Source organism: Aliidiomarina sanyensis (assembly GCF_003987175.1).
GTDB lineage: Bacteria > Pseudomonadota > Gammaproteobacteria > Enterobacterales > Alteromonadaceae > Aliidiomarina > Aliidiomarina sanyensis.
Genome location: NZ_PIPM01000009.1, coordinates 1 through 23,900, shown reverse-complemented (window position 1 = coordinate 23,900; position 23,900 = coordinate 1). Strand labels below are relative to the sequence as shown.

The following is a 23,900-nucleotide window of genomic DNA, read 5'->3' as shown; positions in this document are numbered from 1 at the left end:
GTGACGACTAAGTTTATTTCGGACTTACACCTGAGTGCGGACAGACCCGATATTACGGGTCTGTTCGTGGACTTTTTACGCCATGAAGCACGTTCAGCTGAAGCGCTCTACATTCTGGGTGACCTGTTCGAGTATTGGATTGGTGACGATGACGAAACGCCATTTCACCGCCACATAAAGTCCGAGCTTAAATCATTCACGCAAAGTGGCATCCCTTGTTATTTCATTCACGGGAATCGTGACTTTTTAGTCGGACAACGATTTTCTGATGAGACCGGTGTTGAACTCCTTCCAGAGCCTTCGGTGATTGAGTTGTACGGAGTTCCCACCGTGATTTTACATGGTGACACTCTGTGCACAGACGACACGAGCTACCAGCGCTTTCGAAAAATAATCCGTCATCCATGGCTGCTCAGCATCGCACGCACTTTCCCTTTGGCACTGCGAAGAAAAATTGCCACCTTTCTGAGGGATAACAGCAGTGGGAATTCCGAAAATTCTCAAGAGACCAAGCCTCTGACGGAAGCGGAATTGGCCAAATATGATGCCACACCCCATGCAGTCGACGCGCTGTTTCAAGACACAGGCACGGTGCAGATGATTCATGGGCATACGCATCGCCCCAATATCCATGAACATCCGCATGGTATTCGTATCGTGCTAGGTGATTGGTATGACCAAGGCAGCATCCTCGATGTCGATGCGTCCGGAACCACCCTCCGTAGCGAGCCACTCATCAAAGATTAGGCAACGTCGCTCAGCACAGGAATCCCACTGTGAAAACGAAGTTCCTGGTCAGGGCTCTCGATCAGGGTCTTCTCAAGCCCTAAAAAATACGCCACGCGCTCAGAAATATCCTCTTCTGCAACTTGCTGCGCCAACGCAAGATAATCTTCATAATGTCGGGCTTCAGAACGGAGTAACGATAAATAAAAGCGAGCCAACGACTCATCAACATGCGGCGCAAGCGCGGCAAAGCGTTCACAAGAGCGAGCCTCGATAATCGCGCCGATAATCAATTTATCAATTAAACCAGTTTTTTCTCCACCTCGAATGTCCCGAAGCATGCGTGCTGCATAGCGAGACGCGGAGACTGGAAACAGCGTGATTGAGCGCTCCTCTAGAATGTCAAAAACCTGGTCAAAATGATGTAACTCTTCCTTCATGAGCAAGACCATCCGATCGACCAAACGCTCCTGCCAAGGCTCCGCGCCACGTAAACGAATTCGAGGCACATGTTTGTTCTTACTCCCGAAGGTACCAACTTGATGACGATATAAACGGTCCTCATAGGGAAGTAGCCAGTCCAAAACCTGCTCTTTTGCCTCGTTATCGAGGGCATATCGACGCAAAAGTAACCCTGCACTCTGTGCCGCTTTTAACTCACAATGCAAATGGTCGATCAGGATAAGTGGGATATTTTCTGGACGCACTGCATGGTCGATCCAGGCCTTGGGCGTCGGACACTTTAAAAGGCGCTCGATCGGCTCAAGAAGCACTTGATAAGATTCAGGTAATTGCTCGTTCATATGATTAACGCTTTTATAACAAAATAATCTGAACAGAAATTGTTCAGAACCTTTCATTCTTGATTTCACCTCGAATTCTCAACCTATAATGGTCCCACCACCGTTGTGGTTTTTAGGGTTTTAGGAGCTGCGGCTTCAAGGAGTTTTACATGATACTAAATCATATCTGGGGTCTCTACGCTCATCCGGTAGAAGAATGGAAAACCATCGACCAACGACATGAGAGTTTACGATTTTCCCTGTCCCACATCCTTATCGTCGCACTGATTCCATGCATTGCTGCCTACTTCGCGTCGGCGCACATTGGATGGAGTATTGGCGCTCGCGAGAGCATTTACATGACACAAGGGAGCGCGCTCATGATGGCGGGCGCAATGTACGTTGGACTCATTGGCGGTGTTTTGGCACTTGCTTACCTCGTACATTGGATGGCAAAAACATTCGGCGCTACCCCAACCTTTACGCAGTCAATTGAATTGGCAGCGTACACAGCGACACCCGTTATGATGTCGGGCATCGCCGCATTGTATCCTGAGCTTTGGTTCGTCTCGATGGTCTTCCTCGCCGGCGTGGCTTACTCAGTTTATTTGCTGTACGCGGGCGTACCGATTCTAATGCACATTCCAGAGGAACGCGGTTTCATTTATGCAAGCTCCGTAGTCACCGCAGGGCTGATTCTTATGGTCTGCTTAATGACCGCAACCGTGATTGCATGGACCAATGGCTTTGCACCAACGTTTGTTGGCTAAAATTATCGGTTTCTATCGTTCACAGAGATGAATCGAGCAAAAGAGGAGCACACTGCTCCTCTTTTTTTATTTGGTGGAATGGTCAGACTATGGGAATTGCTTCACGTCTGATAACCTTAGCGGGTTCATTATTACAACAATACGTGGGTAAGCACGCATGAGTGAAAAGAAGCTGGGCCTCACGGGCAAAATTGTCCTCGGGATGTTTACCGGCATTATCGCCGGTATCCTGTTTAATTTATGGAGTTCGCCAGAGGCAACTCCCTTATTCCACGGACTCGTTGTCGATGGAATATTACGAATCGTCGGTGAGTTTTTCATCACCTCCCTGATGATGTTAGTGGTTCCACTCGTCTTTGTGTCATTGATTGTAGGCACTTGCCAACTGAGTGACCCTAGTAAACTCGGGCGACTCGGCGGAAAGGCCTTGGTGCTCTATCTGGTAACAACCTGTATTGCAATCTCAATTGCGCTCACGGTTGCAACCATTGTTAAACCGGGAAGTAATGCGGCATTTGCCGACAGTTTCGACGAGAGCGTGAGTGTCGCTGAGGCACCGAGCTTTGTCGATGTTGTGATTGATATGGTTCCACGGAATCCAATCAACGCGATGGCCGAAGGCAATATGCTACAAATCATTGTTTTCGCGTTGTTATTTGGTATTGCGATGGCTTTAACTGGCAAAGCCGGTGATCGTCTGAAAGGGTTCTTTGAAGACGTGAATGAAGTCATCATGAAGCTTGTCATGATTCTCATGAAAGTCGCCCCTTATGGTGTCTTTGCGTTACTTGCGCGAACCTTCGCAAATTTGGGCTTTGGCGAATTACTCGGTGATTTGCTCAAGTACTTCCTCACAGTCCTCCTCTTGCTATTAGTGCATGGTTTCGTGGTTTACCCATTACTTCTCAAGCTTCTTACACGTCTCAACCCGATTGTTTTCATTCGTAAAATGTTTAGCAATCAAATTTTTGCATTTAGTATCTCGAGCTCCAATGCATCCATTCCGGTAACCCTCCGCACGACGACAAAGCGTTTAGGCGTCAATAATAGTGTGAGTTCTTTTACCGTGCCTCTTGGTGCTACCATCAATATGGATGGGACAGCCATCATGCAGGGTGTTGCCACGGTCTTTATCGCGCAGCTCTATGGCGTTGATTTAAGCTTTACCGACTACCTGATGGTTATCTTAACGGCGACCCTCGCTTCGATCGGCACCGCGGGTGTTCCGGGTGTTGGTCTGATCATGCTCGCCATGGTTCTCCAGCAAGTTGGCTTACCAATTGATGCTATCGCACTCATTATGGGTATCGATCGACTCCTCGACATGACGCGTACTGCAGTCAATATCACCGGTGATGCAATGGTCACAACCGTGATTGGGAAATCAGAGGGGCAGTTCGACGAATCCATTTACAACGATCCCGAAGCCGGTAACGATGGCTCGGTGATCGGAGGGCAGAGCGTGACTTCGGACGCTCAAGCTGCCACAAACGAGATGAAACAACCGCCATCCTAAGGCTGGCACGAACAAAACAATATACTGACAAACTGAAATGCCCCCAGTCATGGGATATCCAATGACTGGGGGCATTTCAAAACCGGACAAGCTTTTTATTTGAAGTCGTTTCGAAAGCTTAGAAACGCCAGAATTGAACGCGTTGAAGCCAATCCATCACCATTCGGTCCATCATCGCTTGCCCTGAATGCGCTAACTTATCTGCTAGTTTTACTTTTGGCTTATAACACACCTTAAAAATTTCGCGATCTTTCGCGAGCTCAAGCAAAAGATCATCGCTGGTTTGTATTTTATCAATGAGACCTCGTTCAAGCGCGCGTTTGCCAAACCAGACCTCTCCAGTCGCCACCTTTTCTATATCTAAGCTCGGCCGATTCTCAGCAACGAAATCTTTGAAAAGCAAATGAATATCCGAAATATCCTCTTGGAATTTCTTGCGCCCCTTCTCAGTATTTTCGCCGAATACGGTCAGCGTTCGCTTATACTCACCCGCTGTAATCAATTCGAAGTCGATATCGTTCTTTTTCAACAGGCGATGAAAATTAGGTAATTGAGCCAATACTCCAATTGAACCAACGACCGCAAACGGTGCCGCGACAACCTGACTCCCGAGGCACGCCATCATATACCCGCCACTCGCCGCAACTTTATCAACGGCTATCGTGACATCAATCCCAGCATCTCGTAAACGCTTCAGCTGCGCAGCAGCAAGACCATACCCATGGACAACGCCACCTGGGCTTTCCAAACGGACCACGACCTGGTCTTTCTTCGGGTCGGCAATCGTTAGAATAGCCGTCACCTCGCGACGCAGTGATTCAACTTCGCGCGCGTCCATCGATCCTTTGAAATCAATGACAAAGCTGCGTTGCTCAAAAGCATCGACCGACTTTTCCTTCTTTGCCTCTTTCTCAGCGAGCTTGCGGGCTTTACCGCGTAACAAGCTCAGACGAATTTCTTTTTGCGTTTCTCGGAAATCATCACTCATATTCTCAATCTTTAGCTCGCCTTTACTTTCTTTCTGTCGTTGAGCCGCATTCATTATGGTTGCGATGACGAATACGATTGCAGCAACAATCGTGATGGTTTTGATAAGAAACACACCATATTCCATGAGCGCTTCGAGCATATTTATCTCCTCTAATACAACTTGCTTCCCAAGTAGACGGGCACAGTGAAAGCACTGTTCAAAGCATTATGATGGGTCCGTGAGCAAATAAAAAGGCCAGCTTATACGCTGGCCTCTCTGATTTTCCTCAAAACCGATTCGCTGACTATTGAACCAGATCAGGGTTCACTTGCAACAAACGCTGCATTGTTTCGAAGTAAAGTGCAATTGATTGCTGCATATCCGTGGTAATAGCTGCCGCTGTGTCAGGATCTGCATCAGCGTCCGCCGGGTTCAACAGAGAGCTATGACCTGCTCCAACATAACGAACGGCTGCACTGATTGGATCTTCGCTTTGCGTCGGACCACTCACAGATGGCAATCCGAGCGCGCGGATCAGTGGCTCTGTTCCACCCAATGGATGTGGGGTGCTGTTTGGAACCACTTTATCACCATTGGCCTGAATCAGATAAATCGGAGTTTCAGTCGCCCGCAACTGTGCTGCATAGTTAATCGGGTCCCCTGAATCAACCGCGGTTTGAGCAGCAAACTGGAACTGCGCAAGAGTCGCTTGCAGCTCTGCTTGTTGCGCTGATGTCGCAACTCCGCCCTGATAGAACTGGACGAATGCCTGAGGCAAGAAAGCTTCAAACTGAGGTGATTGCGGATCGATACCTGATGACACGGCTTCTTGAATTGCGTAGTCACGGAAGTAGCTGAACGATTGGAATGCAATCGAGCCACCAATGACGGGTCCAAAGCGCTCTGAAGCCACTAAGAATGGAGCAAGGCCACCGCCTGGCATACCCAATGCCGCAGCGCGAGTCTGGAACAAGCCCTGCGCGGAAGCCAAATCACCTGTTAACGGTGTATTCGCAGCTGCAAGGAAGTTTGTTCCTGCAATGGCACCCAGAGAGTGACCAATGAACTTCACATCCGTTGGATTAATTATCGTGCCAGCGACATTTGAGAAGTTAAGGCCCAAACGCAGACCCATCAGATCTGAACTGGACTGACGCAAATTATCACGCGCTGTCAGCAAGCTGCCTAGGTTCAGATAACTCGTTGGTGAGCCCGTTGTTGCATTGATATTCGCAACGACGTTGCCTTCCTCGTCCGTTATCGTGAAGCCGCGCTCCCCATGCAATGGATGGTCGATCGCAACCGCTGCATGACCAAAGACCGCCAGTGTTCCTGCAATTGCCAAGAAGTTCTCTTTCTGCCCAGTAATACCGTGCTGGAAGATCACGACTGGCCAACCACCCTCAGGCATGACCAATGGTTCCATTCCATTCGCTGCACGGACAATGTTCGCATTCGCTACATTCGGTACAGACATCCAATGTGGAACATCGGCAATCGTCCGCGGACGCGGAATTGGGTTGAATTTCGTCAAATGCCGGAAACGGTCGCGCTCTTCAAGCACGGTGCCCGCTGCTGCCTCGTAAGGAATTTGGCCAGCAAGCGATGCCGGATTAGCCAATAGGGCTGGATCCAGACCAAGGCCGACCAATTCTTCTACTGTGATTGCATTCGATTGCAATGCAATCAAGATGGTTGCTGGGCTGACAAAGCCTGCTTCCCAGCGGCCTGTCAGAGGCGCCGTGGGATTGTCTTCCGTTGGAATCGGACTAAAGTATGGCAAGCTTACTTCACCACCATAAATATCTGCGGAATTTGCAATCAAGAACGTTGGTGACGTACTTGGTGGAATCCCAAGCAAGTTTGCTGCCGTTAACCCAGTCGGCTCAGCATTTAGTTGCGGACGAAGCTCAGGGGTTAGCATTAACTGTTTTACCACACCCAAGACATCACCCACAGACTGCGTCGTGAAGCCAGAAGTATAAATCAATGAGCCTGTATTCACGCCACCTTGAGCGAGAACGGCCTGATGACTGTTGATGATCCCCTGCAAGGCTTGCTCTTGGGCACCACCGATTGGATCCGTGGCCAGCGGCTTACTTAACAGGTAGTAAGTCGTCGAAGGCTGCACTGGACGATTCAAATCGTCGCGAATGTTGTCGGTTAACGCTGCAATATAACCCGTCTTCGGTTGATACGGACGCAGCGGGATGACCTGCACTTGGCCACCACTAAATGCCACGGTGAAATCGACGCCGTGCTGAAGCTCTTCAACAAACTTACACGCCGTACCCGCTGGCTGGGTTGCACAATCTGGATCGCTCACATCGCCACCCATCACCACCTTGAATACACGAACAGAACCCTCAGCTGTAACCGAGCCACCGTTGATCCCAATCGAATTCCCGTCTTCATCGCGCGCGAGCGTGAAGCCGAAGGTAAGTGGCATCGCTGTAGACCAACCATCAAGGCCATTCAATGCGTTTTGTGGGTTACTGAAGTCAGTTGGATCGGGCACTGGGATATTCAATGTTCCATCAGTCGTTCCGGCCAATAAAATATCGCTTGGAACCGGAACATTACCGGCACCCGGGTCAAAGGCTACCCGCGTCGCAGGAATATTACTTCCGGTTTCCGAGCTAGGAGCTTGATCGCCATCCGGTGTACATGCGGCGAGGCCGAGTACCGACGTAATGGCCAATGAAAGAAACAGTTTTTTCATGAGGTATCCCCAATCCTTGTTGTTCTAATTCTCATTTTTCGAGCAGCAGTATAAAACAGCTGTTCGAGAATCGTTAACAGAAAGTTATACACGTCTGTCGATGATTATTAAAGAAAAATCGTTGAGTGTCGGATCACTTTACTGAGTTCTGTTGCGTTCCGAGGTACAATGGACGCTAAACTTCATTTAACCTCACTCAAAGTTATGCAGGATTACCAAAATTATCAAGCCCCTGAGGGGGCGCTGCAAGGAAAAGTTATCCTTGTGACTGGGGCTGGCGACGGAATTGGTCGCGAGGCCGCGTTAACCTATGCTCGACTTGGCGCTACGGTGATTTTGCTGGGCCGCACAACCAAGAAACTCGAAGCTGTCTACGACGAAATCATTGAGGCTGGATACCCTGAGCCTGCTATTATCCCGCTTGACATGAAAGGCGCGACAGAAAGTCATTATCGCGATATGGCGGCAACCATTGAGGACCAGTTCGGAAAACTTGATGGATTGCTCCACAATGCGAGTATCTTGGGCGTCCTCTCACCATTTACGCACATCGATTTACCAACCTGGAACGATGTCCTCCATGTCAATGTGACAGCCCAGTTTATGATGACCAAGGCACTTATTCCCGTAATGCTCAAGGCCCCTTCTCCACGGATCATCTTTACTTCATCGGGTGTCGGGCGCACGGGGCGTGCTCATTGGGGGCCTTACGCAGTCTCGAAATTCGCAACCGAAGGGATGGCACAGATCATCGCGGATGAATATGAAAATACGTCATTACGCGTCAACGTGATCAATCCCGGCGCCACGCGCACTGCAATGCGTGCCCGGGCCTATCCTGCGGAAGACTCAGGAAAACTGAAGACCGCAGCAGAAATCATGCCCGTGTATATCTTTTTAATGTCGGACGCGGCAGCTGGAATCACAGGAGAATCGCTCGATGCGCAGACTCGTTAGTACACTGATCATCACAATTTTTCTACTAACCCCCACCAAAGCATTTACTTGGGGGTTTCAAGGTCATGAATATATCGGTGAAATGACCTGGAACTATCTCACGCCAGAGGCACGACAGTGGGTTCAGGAGCGGATGGATTACGTTGGTGAGGATTCACTCGCAACGATGACCACGTGGGCCGATCGCGTGCGCGGAACTGAGGAAGGTCGTTGGTTAGGCCCATTACATTTTGCCAACGTTCCTCCGGAAGAAGATTATTTCGACATGGAGCGTGATTGCCCGAATCGCCGCTGTGTCGTCGCTGCGGCGATCGATGATGTGAAAATCATGATGGATCCGGAGCGTTCACTTGAGGAACAAGCGAAAGCACTTCGCACCTTTACTCATTGGATAACCGATATGCATCAACCTTTGCATATGGGCTTTCAGCGCGATCGAGGCGGAAATGATATTCGCGTGACATTCTTCGGCAGCGAAACAAATTTGCACCGGCTGTGGGACACTGTCCTTATCCGTGGCATGGATGAAATGCCTGGGCCTGCGATGCAAGCTGAGCTAAATCCACTCCCAGAAAAAGAGGATGACTGGTCGCTTGCCATTGTCGATTGGGCTAATGACTCGTATCACCTCGCACGGGGCAACGCATACCCTCAGGCAGAAGACGGTGCGCAACTTGGTGAGCGTTATTTTCGCCAAGCACGCCCTATTGTTGAGTCACAGCTTATTCATGCAGCACAACGCATGGCACTGATCATTAATGATGCGGCGAGTCGCTAAATCGCTCCTGCGCACGTAATTGAATGCGGAAGCGCTCAGCTTCCGCACTCCACCGTCCATCCTCCCCTTCTACTTTCAACGAGAGAACCGGCTGCTCTTCTGCTTGTCGATACACCCGAATAGTCAGCCCTGTTGGCTCCTCAGAATTTCCAAGGACTTGAATATCATGACCAAGAAACATTCTCTCATCGGAAGATACGAGCGGGACGCGAATATCATGATCATGTAGGTCTCGAAAAGGTTCAGCCACAATCCACGCTGAATCATTCTCTGAACTTGCTCCCGCAGGTAAAAACTCGATATTCACATCAAAGAATCGAATTCGTTCATGGACAACGGGTTCGCCGTTCAGGTCACCGAGAATTAATTCGCCTCCGCGAGATAGCGCAGCATCTTCGACCGTGAATCGCACAGAATTCGCCTGCAGGTGTGTCGCTAAGAAAATAGCACGCCCCTGTTCATCAACAAATCCACATTGGCTCCCTTCTCGACTTCCCACAAAGCCATCCCCCGTATAACGCCAAACGATATCACAGCCTTGGAGACGTTCTAGAGCGCTCCAATCATCAGATTGGGGCTCCCACGAAGCGGGGGCAAGGTAGATTTGCTGAACAATCCCGGTGTTTCGGCGCGGCAAGACAAACCGATATACCTGCTGGCGGTACGTTGCGTTCGGTGTGTTAAGCAATGATTGGCGCGACCAAATCACATCCTCATCGTCCCAAGCCAGACGATGATTGCGCACAAATATAGGCGCATGACCTGCGCCTCGCCCTGTCTCTAAAATCGTGCGCAGATTCGAGAACTCACCCACCAGATATTGCAACAACAGACTTCGTTGCGACTCGCGTTCCTCGGCCTGGCCGACCGCCGGAAACGCAACAAGAAAGGTAATAAGAGCGAAGGCGCCGAGTACTTTTTGAAAAACAGATGTCATAGTAGATAAGGTTCTCTTTCGGTTTCGGACACAAAAGGAATCCAAGCTTGGTTTGTGTCCGTTTACATTTGTTGGCAATATATCACATGTTGTTTTTTCACAGAGAAAGGATTGTGTAATCGTTATGAAAGCGCGCTTATTGAGTTCTCTGACTATCTTCGGCTGCCTCATGGCAAGCCCTATTATCGCCGCTGAAAACGATGGTCTCCCCGATGGAGATTGGTCGACAGTCTACGCGGTCAACCAAGACATCGTTTGGCTAGGTAATCGCGACGGGTATGTCGCCGTCACAAGCGATGGTGGCGCGACATGGAATGTTACAACCCCAGGTGGCCGCACAGCAAACCTGGAAATTCGCCAATTGAAAGCGTTCGATGACCGGCACGCATATGCACTCTCGACCGGACGTGGGGAACGTAGTCGTCTTTTGATGACACGCAATGGGGGCTTTTCTTGGCGACAAATGTATCGTGGCAATGGTGATGAAGAACTGCGCTGCTTTGGCTTAATCCCCGATGGGGAAGCTTGGGTGCTCGGCGACACACTAAATGACAATTGGCATGTGGTGCGCAGCAGTAATGGAAACCACTGGCTCGCATCACGCAGTGGTTTTGCGGAACGGCCGCTAACCGGTGAGGCTGCATCGAACACAGGCAACTGCACAGTATTTGCGAATAACAACTGGGTGATGGGTACATTGAACGCGTCTACCCCACGCATCATGTACAAGGGTCGAACTGCACTGCGCTTCAGTGTGGTGGACACGCCCCTCACTGGCGGTTTAAATAGCGGTATTCATTCGGTGTTTCCGCTGGCAAATCGGGACTTCCTAATAGCAGGCGGTGGAAATGATGACGAAGCAGCACCTGAGTTGTTTCGATATCAAAGCGGGTCGTTTACCCAGCTTACGAGCCCGCCCATTTCAGGCGCGCTAACCCAAATGACCGTATCTGGCGATGCGATCGTCGCGGGGAATCCTCAAGGGCTCTATTTTTCACGCGACTTTGGTGATTCTTGGTCTCAAGTTTCCGGTTCGGGCGCAATTTCTCTGTCGTGTCTGAACGATGGCGCATGTTGGTTTATTGACGCGGATCATGAGCTGCAACACGCTCGCCTCCACGACTAGTATTCCAACGGATCGGCACTACACTTTTGCTTTCCGTGCAAGCCAGTGATTAACTTCACTGGCGCTCGCGTCACATGCAACCGCATTGTGCCAGCCAAGAACACGCGCCCAAGTTGCCACATCGCGTGCCCGACGCCCCGAACGACAAAAGAATACCGGTGTTTTTACCTCATCCTGTGAGCGGGTTAATAGAAAGTCGGCCCATCCACTTCGGACAATAGAGAGGGTTTTGTCCTGAGCGACTCGCGGAGGCTCCATTGCGCGCTCAACGTCCTCGCGGACATCGACAAACTGATAGTCCCCCTCCTCGAGCGATGTCAGTGCTCGCACAGGTGCTGTGTTTGCCGGTTGATGAATTCCATCGGCATGAACATGAAGCTCGCGGTTGGTTTTCAGATAGCGGAGCACAAAGCCCTCTGCAGTTGGTGTAATGCGAAAACCTGCAAAATCCTCTTCACTTCCACCCCACGTACGATGCGTCCATTGGGTCACGGGAAACTCCCTTTTCAGCTGTTCTTCATGCTTTTGCTGCAGCTCAAGAATCAATACAAGTGCGGATTCGGGACAAGCAATCCAAGCACTGTTTGATGTGAACGGGTCCGGTAGGTAAAACGCACAATCCCTGTGAAGGGGTGCGTGCGATAATTGCTCACCGATGAACCGCAAGCGCTCACAAACCTCCAACAGCTCTTCCTGCGTGAAAGTAGGACCAAAGGACATACGAATCGCCCCCTCGGATTGCCATGTCGGCAGGTTCATGGCATCAAGGACGAAACTACGAGATTTGCCCGTACTGCATGCAGAGCCAGCGCTGACTCGAATACCTGCTGCATCAAAGATAGCGATCAACTCCGCTGAGCTATATCCAGCCACTGAAAAATTGAGCGTTGTCGGCAGGGAAACTTCAAGTGGTTGGTTTAATACGAGCTTTGGAAATGCTTGCTGTAAGCTCGTCAGCAAGGCATTGCGCATTTCATATAAGGTATTCGGTGAATGAAAGGGACCTAATTCTGGGTGATTCAACCAGTGAAAAATTCGACCTAACGCCGCAATTCCCGCCACATTCTCCGTTCCGCCTCGGGCTCCTGCTTCCTGTCCACCCCCAATTTGCAGGGGCACATAACGTGCGCCTGGACGAACATAAAGCGCTCCGACTCCCTTAGGACCATAAAGCTTATGGGCACTAAAAGGCGCATAATCTATGGTTGTTCGCCCAAGTGCCACAGGACGTTTCCCGAGCATCTGGACACAGTCGACCATCCACGGAATATCCGGTCGAAGCCCACGAATTTTCTCCTCGAGCGCTCCCATATCTTGGAACACGCCTGTTTCATTGTTTGCACCCATCGTACAGATCATAAGGGCATCAGGCAGTTTTCTTGCCAAATCATCGAGATGAATCAATCCGAGCTCATCAACCGCAACCGGCTCAACTCGAGCGCCCACAGCAAGCACCTCATTCCAGTGTTTTAAAGCTTCAGGAACCGCTTTATGTTCGGTCGCACCATATAACAACGTTTTTCCTTTTCCCTTCCCTGCGGTGTACTGACTTAACACGGAGAGAATGGCAGTATTAATTCCCTCCGTAGCACCGCTCATGAAAACGAGCGATTCCGGAGCGCAGGACAGAAGTGTAGCCCCCTCCGCACGCGCTTCTGCCAGAATACGTTTCGCACGAATACCCGCATAGTGAGGACTGCTCGGATTACCGTAGTGAGATTGATAGACATGCTCCATGACGTTTCGGAGCTCAGGGTGGACCGGGGTCGTTGCATTTGCATCCATGAATATTTCACGCCCTCGTACTTCAAAGCCTTCAGGATACATGTAGCGCACGCTCATACCTCTTTGTTATATCTTATATCCATATAGTATATCGAAATTTAGATATTAAAAAAGCGCAGACAGTGTCGGCGCTTTCTCTAAATTCAGCATACAGCCACACAGAAATTAGTGAATGCGATTTTCCTGCCACGCTTCTTCTTTCGCTTTTCTGGCGGATTCTTTTGCCATTTTCGCTTTACGTGATTCACATGGATCATCACAATCACACGCTTTGTCCATGCCCAAAGCACCGATGCCGCCGCAGCTTCCACTGATGGATTTACGCTGGACCAAATACCCAATGGCCATCCCTGCGATCACGATCAGCATAAGAACGAAAGCCAACATCAAGGTTTGCATAAACGGTACCTCATAGAACAATTGCGTTGAATGCTGCGTTATTATACCGCGTTATACCCGAATCTTCACGCACGAAAACCGCCGCTGCAATACCGTGTTGCTCGGTCGTTGCCAGTGCTCTCTCATAATCGCCACCCGCGAACCACCGGGTCAATGCCTCAGAAATCGCTGCACTTTCATGTAGGACGATGACAAAATCGCCGGTCTCTGTTGTTCGAGTTGAAACCGCACCTTCTCGGACTTGCAGTGACAAATCTGGAACCTCGTCCCATGTGAGTGCCGGGCGCTGCCTTCCGCGCTTCCCCGCGCGCACTCGGTAATCTTGTCCAACACGAACGGAGTATTGCTGAATATTCATTAAGTCAAAAATATCGGCGATACGGTCTGCCATGTGACCTCGTAATAATCCGTCGAGATCAACTTGCACTGATGGATCAGACTTCACGATCTGGTGATTGCGAATATAAACCCGAGGCGTCTCCGCCTCACGCTCCGATACGAACAGCTGAATTTCACCGTTACTGACTTCATGGAGTTGCAAACCCTGTCGGAGAAGCCCTTCCAATTCGCGTGTCAAAACGAGCGGTTCCGTTGAACGCCATTCATTAAATCGAGCAATCTCGGAGTGTGGGTGCGTTACACTAAATTGCATTCCCACGTATTGCATAATTCCCTGAACCCGCTGAGAAATTCGAGATTCAGTGTGGTTTGGATGAGCAGGCAGATACATGAGTTCGTACTCAAAGCCCATCACTTCGCCTTGGAGAGTTTCCATTTCTGCCGAGTTACTGCATGCGGAAACAAAAAAGGCTAGCCCCAGAGGGGCCAGCCATTTTAGATGTCTCTGCACGAATGCATTCACCATGCGGAAACCTTAACCACCGAAGTCATCCAGCATGATGTTCTCATCTTCCACGCCCAAATCCTTGAGCATGTTGATGACCGCCGCATTCATTACGGGTGGACCACACATGTAGAACTCGCAATCTTCTGGTGCTGGGTGGTCTTTTAGGTAGTTTTCATACAATACGTTATGAATAAACCCGGTGTACCCTTCCCAGTTATCCTCAGGCATTGGATCAGACAGAGCGACATGCCATTCAAAGTTTTCGTTCTCGTCTGCGAGCATGTCAAAGTCTTCAACATAGAACATCTCACGTTTAGAACGCGCACCGTACCAGAACGAGATCTTACGTTTCGAGTTCAAGCGACGGAGTTGGTCAAAGATATGTGAACGCATCGGCGCCATGCCTGCTCCACCACCAACAAAGACCATCTCTGCTTCAGTTTCCTTCGCAAAGAACTCACCGAATGGGCCTGAGATCGTTGCTTTGTCGCCTTTCTTCAGGCTGAAGATATAAGCAGACATCTTACCTGGAGGTAAGGTCATATCATTTGGTGGCGGGGTTGCAATCCGCACGTTCAACATGATGATGCCTTTCTCTTCAGGGTAGTTTGCCATAGAGTAAGCACGAATAACTTCTTCGTCGACTTTTGACTCCAGATCAAACAGCTTAAAGCGCTCCCAGTCTCCACGGTATTGGTCTTCGACTTCAAAGTCTTTGAACTTGACATGGTGAGGCGGTGCCTCGATCTGGATGTAACCACCGGCCCGGAACGGAACCGATTCGCCATCTGGAATTTCCAAGACAAGCTCTTTAATGAAGGTCGCAACGTTATCGTTCGAACGAACCGTACATTCCCACTTCTTGATCCCGAAGATTTCTTCTTCGAGCTCAATTTTCATGTTCTGTTTTACATTCACCTGACATGACAGACGGGCACCGTCACGTGCTTCACCACGTGTAATGTGATCACGCTCGGTTGGGAGAATGTCGCCGCCGCCCTCTTTTACGTGAACGATACACTGACCGCACGAGCCACCGCCGCCACACGCAGAGGAAACGAAGATTCCGGCATTTGCTAACGCATTAAGAAGCTTCGTACCCGGTTGGGTTGTAATCGTTTTTTCTTCGTCATCATTAATGATGATCTGGACATCACCAGAAGGTACCAACTTTGATTTGGCAAACATAATCACCAAAACCAGAGCTACTACAATAATGGTGAACATGCCCACGCCAAGATATATTTCTTGCATCGACTTGTTCCTTTTATTCCGCTACTTCGTTACACCAACGGTTTACAGGGATACGCCAGAGAACGACATAAAGCCCAAACCAATCAAACCGGTACTGATAAAGGTGATCCCCAGACCACGCAGGCCATCAGGAATATCCGCATATTTCAGTTTTTCTCGTACTGCCGCCAACAGGGTAATTGCAAGGGCCCAGCCCACGCCGCTTCCCACGCCGTAAACAATACTTTCGGTGAAGTTGTAATCACGCTCAACCATGAACAGAACGCCACCAAAGATCGCACAGTTCACAGTGATCAGCGGAAGGAAAATACCCAGTGCGTTGTAAAGCGCAGGTAAGTATTTATCCAGTGTCATTTCCAAAATTTGAACCAACGCTGCAATCACCCCGATAAAGGTCAGAAAGCGCAGGAAGCTCAAGTCAGCGTCTGGGAAACCAGCCCACGAAAGTGCGCCTGGAGCCAAGACAAAGGTGTTGACCAAGTTACCGAGAGGAACCGCGATTCCAAGCACAACGATAACCGCCACACCCAAACCTAAAGCTGTGGTTACTTTTTTTGATACCGCGAGGAATGTACACATTCCAAGGAAGAACGAAAGTGCGAGGTTCTCAATGAACACGGCACGGACAAACATGCTTAAATAGTGTTCCATGGCTTAAACCTCCTTCGCTTCGACCTGTTCTGGACGGTAGATACGAAGTACCCAAATAAATCCGCCAATGATAAAGAACGCACTTGGTGGCAACACCAACAAACCAATCGGTGTATACCAACCGCCCTCGGTGATCAAAGGCAGGATTTGGTAACCGAACAAGCTACCCGAGCCAAACAACTCACGGAAGAAGCCAACGGTCAGGAGAACCACTGAGTAACCCAAAGCGTTCCCTAAGCCGTCCAAGAATGACATTCCTGGGCCTTCTTTCATTGCAAAGGCTTCAGCACGACCCATGACGATACAGTTGGTAATAATCAGACCAACGAATACCGATAGCTCTTGAGCGATATCATAAGCGAATGCTTTCAATAACTGGTCAACCACGATAACCAAGCTCGCGATAATAGTCATCTGAACGATGATTCGCACGCTGGATGGAATGTGATTCCGAATAATTGAAATTGAAACGTTTGATAGAACCAATACGAATGTTAGTGCGATACACATAACCAACGTATTTTCCATCTTCGAGGTGACTGCCAACGCTGAGCAGACCCCGAGAATTTGCAATGCAATTGGGTTGTTGGCGAAGATTGGGCCAAACAACGTTTGCTTCATTTCTTTTGTGCTAGCCATTTAGATCGTCCCCTCTTCACGAACTCGTGCCAGGAACGCACCATACGCTTCTTGGCTTAACCAGAACTGAAGCGTTCGGTCTACGCCATCACTCGTGATGGTTGCACCTGACAGTGCGTCAACTTCATTGTCCCCTGCACTTTTGCGGACACGAATAGCCACTTGACCATCGCTATCGACCGCATCTTTGCCTTCGAAGTTTGAACGCCAGCGAGGATTTTGAATTTCGCCACCGAGCCCCGGAGTTTCTGAGTGGTCGTAAAAGTTAATGCCACGAATCGTTTGGCCATCAGGGTCGATAGCCAAAAATGCATACATCATGCCCCACAGACCCGCACCACGGATGTCAATCACGTACGCATCGATTGAATCGCCGTTGTCACCGCGAATCACATAGACTGGGATATCACGACGCAATCCACGAACACCCGCTGCGCTCGCACGCTCTCCACCATCCTTCGCTGAAGATTGCGCTAACGCTTCTTCGAGGTCAAACAGTGAATCGAACTCTGAAATTTCTGAAGTTTCACGATTAAATGTCAACAGACGAACACGCTCCGCGAACACGGAATCTGCCGCACGGCCACCGAGATCAACGCCTGCAGTGCGCAGAATGTTCTGTTGCTTCGCAAGCGCTGCGTTGGCCTCTTGACGATCCTTCAGACCGACCGCTGCACCCGATACAATGATCGAGCACACCAGACAGAGAAGAATAATGACCGTAAACGTTTTACTAATTGTATCGTTCTTACTTGCCATGACGTAACGCCCTCCGCTTCACGTTGGCCTGTACTACAAAGTGGTCAAACAATGGTGCGAATACGTTCGCGAACAAGATCGCAAGCATAATACCTTCTGGGAACGCGGGGTTGATGACACGAATCATAACCGTCATAAAGCCGATCAAAATACCGTATGCCCACTTTCCTTCATTGGTGAAAGATGCTGACACTGGATCAGTTGCCATAAACATCATACCGAACGCAAAGCCACCGATGACGAGGTGCCAGTACCATGGCATCGCGAACATCGCATTCGTTTCACTACCGATCAGATTCAACAAGCTTGAGAACAAGATCATTCCGATGAACACACCACCGACAATCCGCCAGCTCGCAATGCGGAAGTAAATCAAGGCCAAGCCACCAATCAAGATAGCAAGGGTTGATACTTCACCCATTGAGCCCGGCACACGACCAATAAAGGCGTCCATCCAGGTGTATGCATTCTCAAGCACACCAGTTCCTGCAATGTTGCTGTAATCCACGTCACCATTGAAGGCTTGGGTTAATAGAGTCGCACCAGAATATCCGTCGACAGCGGTCCAAACTTGGTCGCCTGAAATTGCAGCTGGGAACGAGAAGTACAAGAATGCACGACCAGTCAACGCTGGGTTCAGGAAATTACGTCCAGTACCACCAAAGATTTCCTTACCGATAACGATACCGAATGTGATACCAAGGGCGACCTGCCATAAAGGAATAGTCGCTGGAAGGGTAAGGACAAACAGAACTGAAGTTACAAAGAAGCCTTCATTCACTTCGTGCTTACGTACCGAGGCAAACAAAACTTCCCAGAAACCACCCACTACGAAGGCAGTCGCATAAATCGGTAAGAACCAACAGGCCCCATACCACATCATTGCGCCCCATCCAGCGTTCTCTAAGCTTCCGCCAAGTGCTTGGAACAATCCAACTTGCCATACGTCAGCAAGTTGATATCCCTCAGCAACCGCCAAAGATGCTTGAAAACCGATGTTGTACATGCCGTAGAACATCGCTGGGAACGTCATCATCCAAACGAAAATCATGATTCGCTTCAGATCGACGTTGTCCCGTACATGGGTTGTCCCTTTGTTTGTATATCCTGGCGTGTACAGAATAGTCGCAACTGCTTCATAGAGTGCGTACCACTTCTCGTGCTTTCCGCCCGGCTCAAACTGGGGTTCAATTTTCTCAATATAATTCTTCAAGCTCATGATCAGCCCTCTTTCTCAATCGTAGTCAGGCACTTACGCAGAATTGGGCCGAAGTCATATTTGCCTGGACACACGTAGGTGCACAGCGCCAGATCTTCTTCATCCAATTCCAGACAGCCTAGAGCTTGTGCACTCTCGATATCCCCAGAGCACAAGTCACGCAACAACAGGGTTGGGAGCATATCCAATGGCATGACGCGCTCGTAGTTTCCAATTGGAACCATCGCACGGTCTGAACCATTGGTTGAGGCGTTCATATTGAACAACTTGCCACGGAACAAGTGACCCGCATATGCACGTGTAATCGAGTGCATTTCTTTACCAGGCCAAATCCATCCGAACAGGTGCTTCTCATCGCCTTCTTCAAGTACGGAAACTTGATTGTGGAAACGTCCAAGGTAAGCGTGGGCGCCAGACGCTTTGTGACCGTTCAAAATCGAACCCGACACAATGCGCTGCTTGCCTTCAACAAGCTCACCCGCGGTCAATTCATTCAGGTTTGCACCCAAACGAGTCCGCAGTAAACGCGGGTTCTTTACACCCGGTCCGCCAAGCGCAACAACGCGATCCGTAAAGATTTCACCCGTGGTGAACAATTTACCGACGGCGATAACGTCTTGTGGATGGATATGCCATACGTGATAGTTCATATTCACCCCTTCAAGGAAGTGAATGTGAGTACCTACGTTGCCGGCAGGGTGAGGACCCGAGAACGTTTCGTGCGTCACAGGGGCGCTGTCAAAATCGATATCGGCGTCAGGCGCAGTACAGACGTACAGCTTGCCTTCCGTGAGACGACTCAACACTTTCAAGCCGTTACTAAAATCTTTCGCATGCTCCTTGATGACCAACAGCGGGTCGCCAGACAACGGATTGGTATCCATTGCGTTGACAAAAATTGCTTTTGGTTCTGAATCCAAGGCTGGAGACTTCGAGTACGGGCGCGTACGCAATGCAGTCCAGAGACCTGAATCAACGAGGTTCTGCTGCACATTTTCACGACTTAGTTGCAATAATTTGCCTTCGTCGTATTTTGCAAACGTGATCTGTTCGTCGCCATCAATTTCGATAACGACCGATTGCAGTACACGTTTCGCACCACGGTTCACTTCCTTCACTACACCGGCTGCAGGAGCTGTGAATTTGACACCTGGGTTCTTTTTATCTTCAAAAAGAACCTGACCTTTCTTGACCCGGTCTTCGACCTGGACATGCATGGTCGGGCGCATACCCACATACTCTTCACCCAATGTAGCAACGGTCTTGATGGCTGGGCCATCTTCAATGATTTGTTGTGGAGCACCCGCAATAGGGATGTCCAAACCTTTCTTTATCGTAATCATACGCGTTTGCACTACTCAATTTAGGGAAGATTGAAAGCTCAAAATTCGTTTGTCGCGACAGAATACAACCATATAAGCAAGCGCCGCTCGCCTCAGATTGGTCGACTAAAACCAGTGAGGCGCGGAACATGCTAAAGCTACCCTGTAACTTCCAGGGCCGTATTCTACATATTTTTGCTAAAACTGGCCACGCTAATCTTGAAAATTAATGAGCATGGCCGCGTATTGTATGCTTACCAGTGAACAACGGGATCGACATCTGCAGCGTAATCCACTCCATCGATACCGAAACCAAACAAGCGCAAGAAATCGCTGTGATATCCAGCGTAGTCGGCCAGTTGATGGAAGTTCTCTTGGGTGATTTGATCCCACAATGCCTCAACCTTCGCCTGCGTCTTGTCGTTTGTTTCCCAACTATCCACACGGAGACGGTTGTGATCATCGATTTCCGGAACTTCCACATAAAGATCTTCGGTGAACAAACGATAAATTTGTTCAATGCAGCCCTCGTGAGTTCCCTCTTCTTTCATCACACGATAAATGAGCGAGATGTACAAGGGCATAACTGGAATTGCTGAACTAGCCTGCGTCACGAGCGCTTTGAGCGAAGAGACCCAAGCCTTCAATTTAATGTCTTTGTAACCGCGACGAAGCGCAGCTGCAGCGCGGTCCAAATCTTCTTTCGCTTTTCCGATCGTTGCGTGTCCGTAGATTGGCCAGGTGAGCTTCTTACCAATGTAGGTATAAGCCGTGGTTTGACATCCCTCAGCCAACACACCTGCGGCATGAAGCTGTTCAATCCAACGTTCCCAGTCTTCACCGCCCATCACCTTAACCGTTTGCGCAATTTCATCTTCATTGGCAGGCTCAAGGGAAATTTCGTGCACGAGATCCTTGTCGGTATCATATGTTTTTGTCGTATACGATTGACCGATTGGCTTCAGTGTTGATGAGTAGACTTCACCCGTGACCGGATCTTTGCGTTTTGGAGAGGCCAAGCTATAGACCACTAAATCAACTTGTCCTAGGTCTTCTTTAATCTTTGCGATAGTTTCCGCTTTAATCTCATCGGAAAAAGCATCGCCGTTAATGGTGTGATAATAAAGACCTGCTTTTTCTGCTTCAGCATGGAAAGCCGCGGTATTGTACCAACCCGCAGTACCCGTCTTCTTTTCTGTTGGCTCTTTTTCGAAGCAAACACCAATCGTCTTCGCATCACTTGAAAAGGCCGATACAATTCGAGAAGCAAGGCCATAGCCAGTCGAGCACCCGATGACTAACACACGTTTTGGCCCAATGTTCATGTGCGGTTCTGATTTAACATAAGCTATTTGCTGACGGACATTTTCAGCACAACCGATTGGATGTGCATTCGTACATATGAAACCGCGAATACGTGGTTGAATGACCATTGCTCTATTCCTGTTGTTATCTTCGCAAAAAAATTTTCAACATCTTACCTGAAGCCAACATATCTGCACATCTGATGTGCTTAATCTACTAATTTGCTTCCACCCATGCAGCGCGGTGACTCAGGGATTTGATTCGAGAGATTCTGCCATTCTGAATCCGTATACGTGTGGAGTGCCAAAGCATGAATACGATCACGCAATTCGTTCGCCAACACCTTGTTCACCTCTCGATGTCGTTGTAGTAAACGCTTACCATCAAAGGAAGATGTCACTATAGTCACCTTAAAATGGGATTCTGCTTGTGGACCAGAGCTATGCATGTAGCTCTCATCTTTTACTTCAAGATGCGTGGGACTAAAAGCCTTTAAAAGCTTTTGCTCAATTTGCGCATAAACGCTCGCCATAACCACTCCGTGCGTTCGAATAAACTGGTTTTTGATTATAGCCTTTTCAGACAAATTCTTCAGGGTTTCCCATGATAATGGTTCGGTATGTCAGGTTGATTCTCTCATGATGACATCGTGCTCTCCTCGGAAGACAGTGTTCCCAAAAATGCTGAGTTTGACCTGCCATAACAAAGAGACTCCCATTCTCAAGTGGGATGCATATTCTTTGTTTCGTTAACCGATGCCTGAGTACAAAGTCTCGTTGTCCTCCAAAACTTAGCGACGCAATGACGGGTTGAGGCCCTAGCTCCTTTTCGTTATCCCGATGCCAGCCCATCTTGTCATTCCCATCCCGATAAAGGTTCGCGAGTACCGAATTCGTGAAAATACCTAAATCTTCAAGCTTCCGTTTTAAGTTTAAAAGACTTGGGGTCCAAGGCTTTGGCAATAACATTTTATTTGAATACGCATACACCGCATCCGGTTCGCCATGCCATGACTGCAAACGGGGAGTCAAATGGTGTTTGCCGAATATAAAAACCTCGCCCTGCTCCCAAGTAATTTCCTCGCGTAAGGATTGAAATGCGGAATTGGCCTCATTTATCGGAAGCCAATCAGCAATGTAATAAAGCTCGGAATCCTGCGCATCAAGCCGATATCTCGAAGGTATAGCTATTCGGTGCTGCATAAAAGGAGGGCCTTTTTTGGTTGCTCAGATGCCGGCAAAATTATTGTGATCAATCAAAACTCTGCTACGTTTAGAACGATAATTCTGATTCTTTGCAAAGAGGGGAAAATCATGGAATCAAGCCGGCAATATTGTATGTTCATCCACTTATCGCTGTTAAGTGGGCTTATCTTACCCGGAATGGGGCTCGTCGTACCCATCATTTTATGGCTTCTAAAAAGGGAAAATCCAGAAGTTGATCTACATGGGCGAATTGTTGCCAACTGGATTATCAGTTCTTTAATCTATGCAATCATCGCTACCGTTCTGTTGGTGATTGGAATTGGCGTTTTAATCTTTATCGCTATCGGGATCTGTACGCTCATTTTTGCAATCGTTGGTGGTATTCGAGCGGCAGATGGAGAGGTATGGCCTTATCCACTCTCACTCAAAATCCTGAAGTCCACCGCAGTATAAGCAAGTAGATTGCGCTTTAATGCCCCAACGCCACCTTCCATAAAGGGGCGTTGGGTGCCGAGGTGACCAACGCACGGACCATAACGGTGCGTAGGAACGCGACGTAGCCAACGCACCGCGTTGGGAGCCAAGTATCACGTAGCCAACGCACCGCGTTGGGAGCGTAATTGAATACACCATCAAGACTTATGCATTGAATTGACGTAGCCAACGCACCGCGTTGGGAGCGTAATTAAATACACCACCAAGACCTATGTATTGAATTGACGTAGCCAACGCACCGCGTTGGGAGCACAATTAAATACATCACCAAGACATTTGCATTGAATTGATGTAGCCAACGCACCGCGTTGGGAGCGTAATTGAATACACCACCAAGACTTATGCATTGCATTGATGTAACCAACACATGGTCCTTAACGGGGTATTAAAAGGTCTGGCCCAACGCACCGTTACGGAACGTGCGTTGGCTACGGTAGGACACTCAGATGTGAAACAAATAAAAAAGCCCCTCGCTTACGCGAAGGGCTATTTTATTTGGATGCCTGGCGGTTTGCCAGGGACTCGCAGAGCTCGCCCCGCTACGCAGGGTGAAGCCAAACTGTTGGCTTCACCAGGAACCTGCTCCGCCCTACTCGAGAGTAGTACACTCAGATGTGAAACAAATAAAAAAGCCCCTCGCTTACGCGAAGGGCTATTTTATTTGGATGCCTGGCGGTGTCCTACTCTCACATGGGGAGGCCCCACACTACCATCGGCGCTGACATGTTTCACTTCT

General features: G+C 49.2%; 23 protein-coding genes. 7 read left to right on the top strand and 16 right to left on the bottom strand.

From position 1 onward, the window contains the following. Window positions 1-747, top strand: coding sequence for a UDP-2,3-diacylglucosamine diphosphatase (locus tag CWE11_RS08850; RefSeq protein ID WP_126777263.1), 747 nt, complete (start codon window positions 1-3; stop codon window positions 745-747). Here the strand turns inward: CWE11_RS08850 and miaE are convergent. After that, complete coding sequence (gene miaE, locus CWE11_RS08845) at window positions 744-1,529, bottom strand: tRNA isopentenyl-2-thiomethyl-A-37 hydroxylase MiaE (RefSeq protein WP_126777262.1); 786 nt, start codon at window positions 1,527-1,529, stop codon at window positions 744-746. The two genes, CWE11_RS08850 and miaE, sit on opposite strands and share 4 nt — an antisense overlap. Window positions 1,530-1,678: 149 nt before the next feature. Here miaE and CWE11_RS08840 point away from each other — a divergent pair, with 149 nt between their 5' ends. Continuing rightward, window positions 1,679-2,278, top strand: a complete 600-nt coding sequence (locus CWE11_RS08840) for a Yip1 family protein (RefSeq protein ID WP_126777261.1) — start codon at window positions 1,679-1,681, stop codon at window positions 2,276-2,278. Between the two features lie 157 nt (window positions 2,279-2,435). Then, window positions 2,436-3,794 carry a dicarboxylate/amino acid:cation symporter gene (locus tag CWE11_RS08835; RefSeq protein ID WP_126777260.1) on the top strand — a complete coding sequence of 453 codons (1,359 nt, stop codon included), beginning with the start codon at window positions 2,436-2,438 and terminating at the stop codon, window positions 3,792-3,794. A gap of 118 nt (window positions 3,795-3,912) precedes the next feature. Here the strand turns inward: CWE11_RS08835 and sohB are convergent, their stop codons facing one another. Beyond that, window positions 3,913-4,923, bottom strand: coding sequence for a protease SohB (sohB, locus tag CWE11_RS08830; RefSeq protein WP_126777259.1), 1,011 nt, complete (start codon window positions 4,921-4,923; stop codon window positions 3,913-3,915). A gap of 145 nt (window positions 4,924-5,068) precedes the next feature. Further along, the gene (locus CWE11_RS08825) at window positions 5,069-7,486 is read right to left on the bottom strand and encodes a VolA/Pla-1 family phospholipase (RefSeq protein WP_126777258.1); all 2,418 of its coding nucleotides are present in this window, start codon (window positions 7,484-7,486) and stop codon (window positions 5,069-5,071) included. A gap of 204 nt (window positions 7,487-7,690) precedes the next feature. Between CWE11_RS08825 and CWE11_RS08820 the strand changes: the two genes are divergently transcribed. Together CWE11_RS08820 and CWE11_RS08815 are read left to right on the top strand one after the other, a co-directional pair. After that, a complete protein-coding gene (locus CWE11_RS08820; protein WP_126777323.1) occupies window positions 7,691-8,443 on the top strand; it encodes a YciK family oxidoreductase in 753 nt (250 codons plus the stop codon). Further along, complete coding sequence (locus tag CWE11_RS08815) at window positions 8,427-9,221, top strand: S1/P1 nuclease (protein WP_126777257.1); 795 nt, start codon at window positions 8,427-8,429, stop codon at window positions 9,219-9,221. Before CWE11_RS08820 ends, CWE11_RS08815 begins: the two co-directional genes overlap by 17 nt. On the opposite strand, the gene CWE11_RS08810 is transcribed toward CWE11_RS08815, so the two are convergent. Then, the gene (locus CWE11_RS08810; protein ID WP_157981331.1) at window positions 9,199-10,158 is read right to left on the bottom strand and encodes a CpcT/CpeT family chromophore lyase; all 960 of its coding nucleotides are present in this window, start codon (window positions 10,156-10,158) and stop codon (window positions 9,199-9,201) included. The genes CWE11_RS08815 and CWE11_RS08810 overlap by 23 nt on opposite strands. 124 nt (window positions 10,159-10,282) lie before the next feature. Here CWE11_RS08810 and CWE11_RS08805 point away from each other — a divergent pair, with 124 nt between their 5' ends. Then, window positions 10,283-11,284 (top strand): hypothetical protein, encoded by a 1,002-nt coding sequence (locus tag CWE11_RS08805; protein ID WP_126777255.1) that lies wholly within the window; start codon window positions 10,283-10,285, stop codon window positions 11,282-11,284. 18 nt (window positions 11,285-11,302) lie between these two features. Here the strand turns inward: CWE11_RS08805 and CWE11_RS08800 are convergent, their stop codons facing one another. The 12 genes from CWE11_RS08800 to CWE11_RS12260 all read right to left on the bottom strand — a co-directional run bounded on the left by CWE11_RS08800 (window position 11,303) and on the right by CWE11_RS12260 (window position 22,666). After that, a complete protein-coding gene (locus CWE11_RS08800) occupies window positions 11,303-13,111 on the bottom strand; it encodes an aminotransferase class V-fold PLP-dependent enzyme (protein ID WP_241971765.1) in 1,809 nt (602 codons plus the stop codon). 123 nt (window positions 13,112-13,234) lie between these two features. Further along, the gene (gene nqrM, locus CWE11_RS08795) at window positions 13,235-13,468 is read right to left on the bottom strand and encodes a (Na+)-NQR maturation NqrM (RefSeq protein WP_126777253.1); all 234 of its coding nucleotides are present in this window, start codon (window positions 13,466-13,468) and stop codon (window positions 13,235-13,237) included. A gap of 10 nt (window positions 13,469-13,478) precedes the next feature. Beyond that, window positions 13,479-14,333 (bottom strand): FAD:protein FMN transferase, encoded by an 855-nt coding sequence (locus tag CWE11_RS08790; protein ID WP_126777252.1) that lies wholly within the window; start codon window positions 14,331-14,333, stop codon window positions 13,479-13,481. Between the two features lie 9 nt (window positions 14,334-14,342). Then, entirely contained in the window at window positions 14,343-15,569 is a 1,227-nt protein-coding gene (gene nqrF, locus CWE11_RS08785) for an NADH:ubiquinone reductase (Na(+)-transporting) subunit F (RefSeq protein WP_126777251.1), read from the bottom strand. Window positions 15,570-15,611: 42 nt separating this feature from the next. After that, window positions 15,612-16,220: an NADH:ubiquinone reductase (Na(+)-transporting) subunit E gene (nqrE, locus tag CWE11_RS08780; protein WP_126777250.1), complete on the bottom strand. Its 609-nt coding sequence runs from the start codon at window positions 16,218-16,220 to the stop codon at window positions 15,612-15,614. 3 nt (window positions 16,221-16,223) lie between these two features. Next, window positions 16,224-16,859 (bottom strand): NADH:ubiquinone reductase (Na(+)-transporting) subunit D, encoded by a 636-nt coding sequence (locus CWE11_RS08775; protein ID WP_126777249.1) that lies wholly within the window; start codon window positions 16,857-16,859, stop codon window positions 16,224-16,226. Then, a complete protein-coding gene (gene nqrC / locus CWE11_RS08770) occupies window positions 16,860-17,618 on the bottom strand; it encodes an NADH:ubiquinone reductase (Na(+)-transporting) subunit C (RefSeq protein WP_126777248.1) in 759 nt (252 codons plus the stop codon). Next, window positions 17,608-18,837 (bottom strand): NADH:ubiquinone reductase (Na(+)-transporting) subunit B, encoded by a 1,230-nt coding sequence (locus CWE11_RS08765; protein ID WP_126777247.1) that lies wholly within the window; start codon window positions 18,835-18,837, stop codon window positions 17,608-17,610. Before CWE11_RS08765 ends, nqrC begins: the two co-directional genes overlap by 11 nt. A 2-nt stretch (window positions 18,838-18,839) precedes the next feature. Beyond that, window positions 18,840-20,180 carry a Na(+)-translocating NADH-quinone reductase subunit A gene (locus CWE11_RS08760; RefSeq protein WP_126777246.1) on the bottom strand — a complete coding sequence of 447 codons (1,341 nt, stop codon included), beginning with the start codon at window positions 20,178-20,180 and terminating at the stop codon, window positions 18,840-18,842. Window positions 20,181-20,413: 233 nt separating this feature from the next. Beyond that, entirely contained in the window at window positions 20,414-21,592 is a 1,179-nt protein-coding gene (gene fabV / locus CWE11_RS08755; protein WP_126777245.1) for an enoyl-ACP reductase FabV, read from the bottom strand. Between the two features lie 80 nt (window positions 21,593-21,672). Beyond that, window positions 21,673-21,996, bottom strand: a complete 324-nt coding sequence (locus CWE11_RS08750; RefSeq protein ID WP_126777244.1) for a BolA family protein — start codon at window positions 21,994-21,996, stop codon at window positions 21,673-21,675. Window positions 21,997-22,042: 46 nt separating this feature from the next. Further along, window positions 22,043-22,666, bottom strand: coding sequence for an alpha-ketoglutarate-dependent dioxygenase AlkB family protein (locus CWE11_RS12260; protein WP_126777243.1), 624 nt, complete (start codon window positions 22,664-22,666; stop codon window positions 22,043-22,045). Window positions 22,667-22,777: 111 nt separating this feature from the next. Between CWE11_RS12260 and CWE11_RS08740 the strand changes: the two genes are divergently transcribed. Beyond that, on the top strand, window positions 22,778-23,122 hold the full coding sequence (locus CWE11_RS08740; protein ID WP_126777242.1) for a DUF4870 domain-containing protein: 345 nt from the start codon (window positions 22,778-22,780) through the stop codon (window positions 23,120-23,122). Window positions 23,123-23,900: the final 778 nt, after the last annotated feature.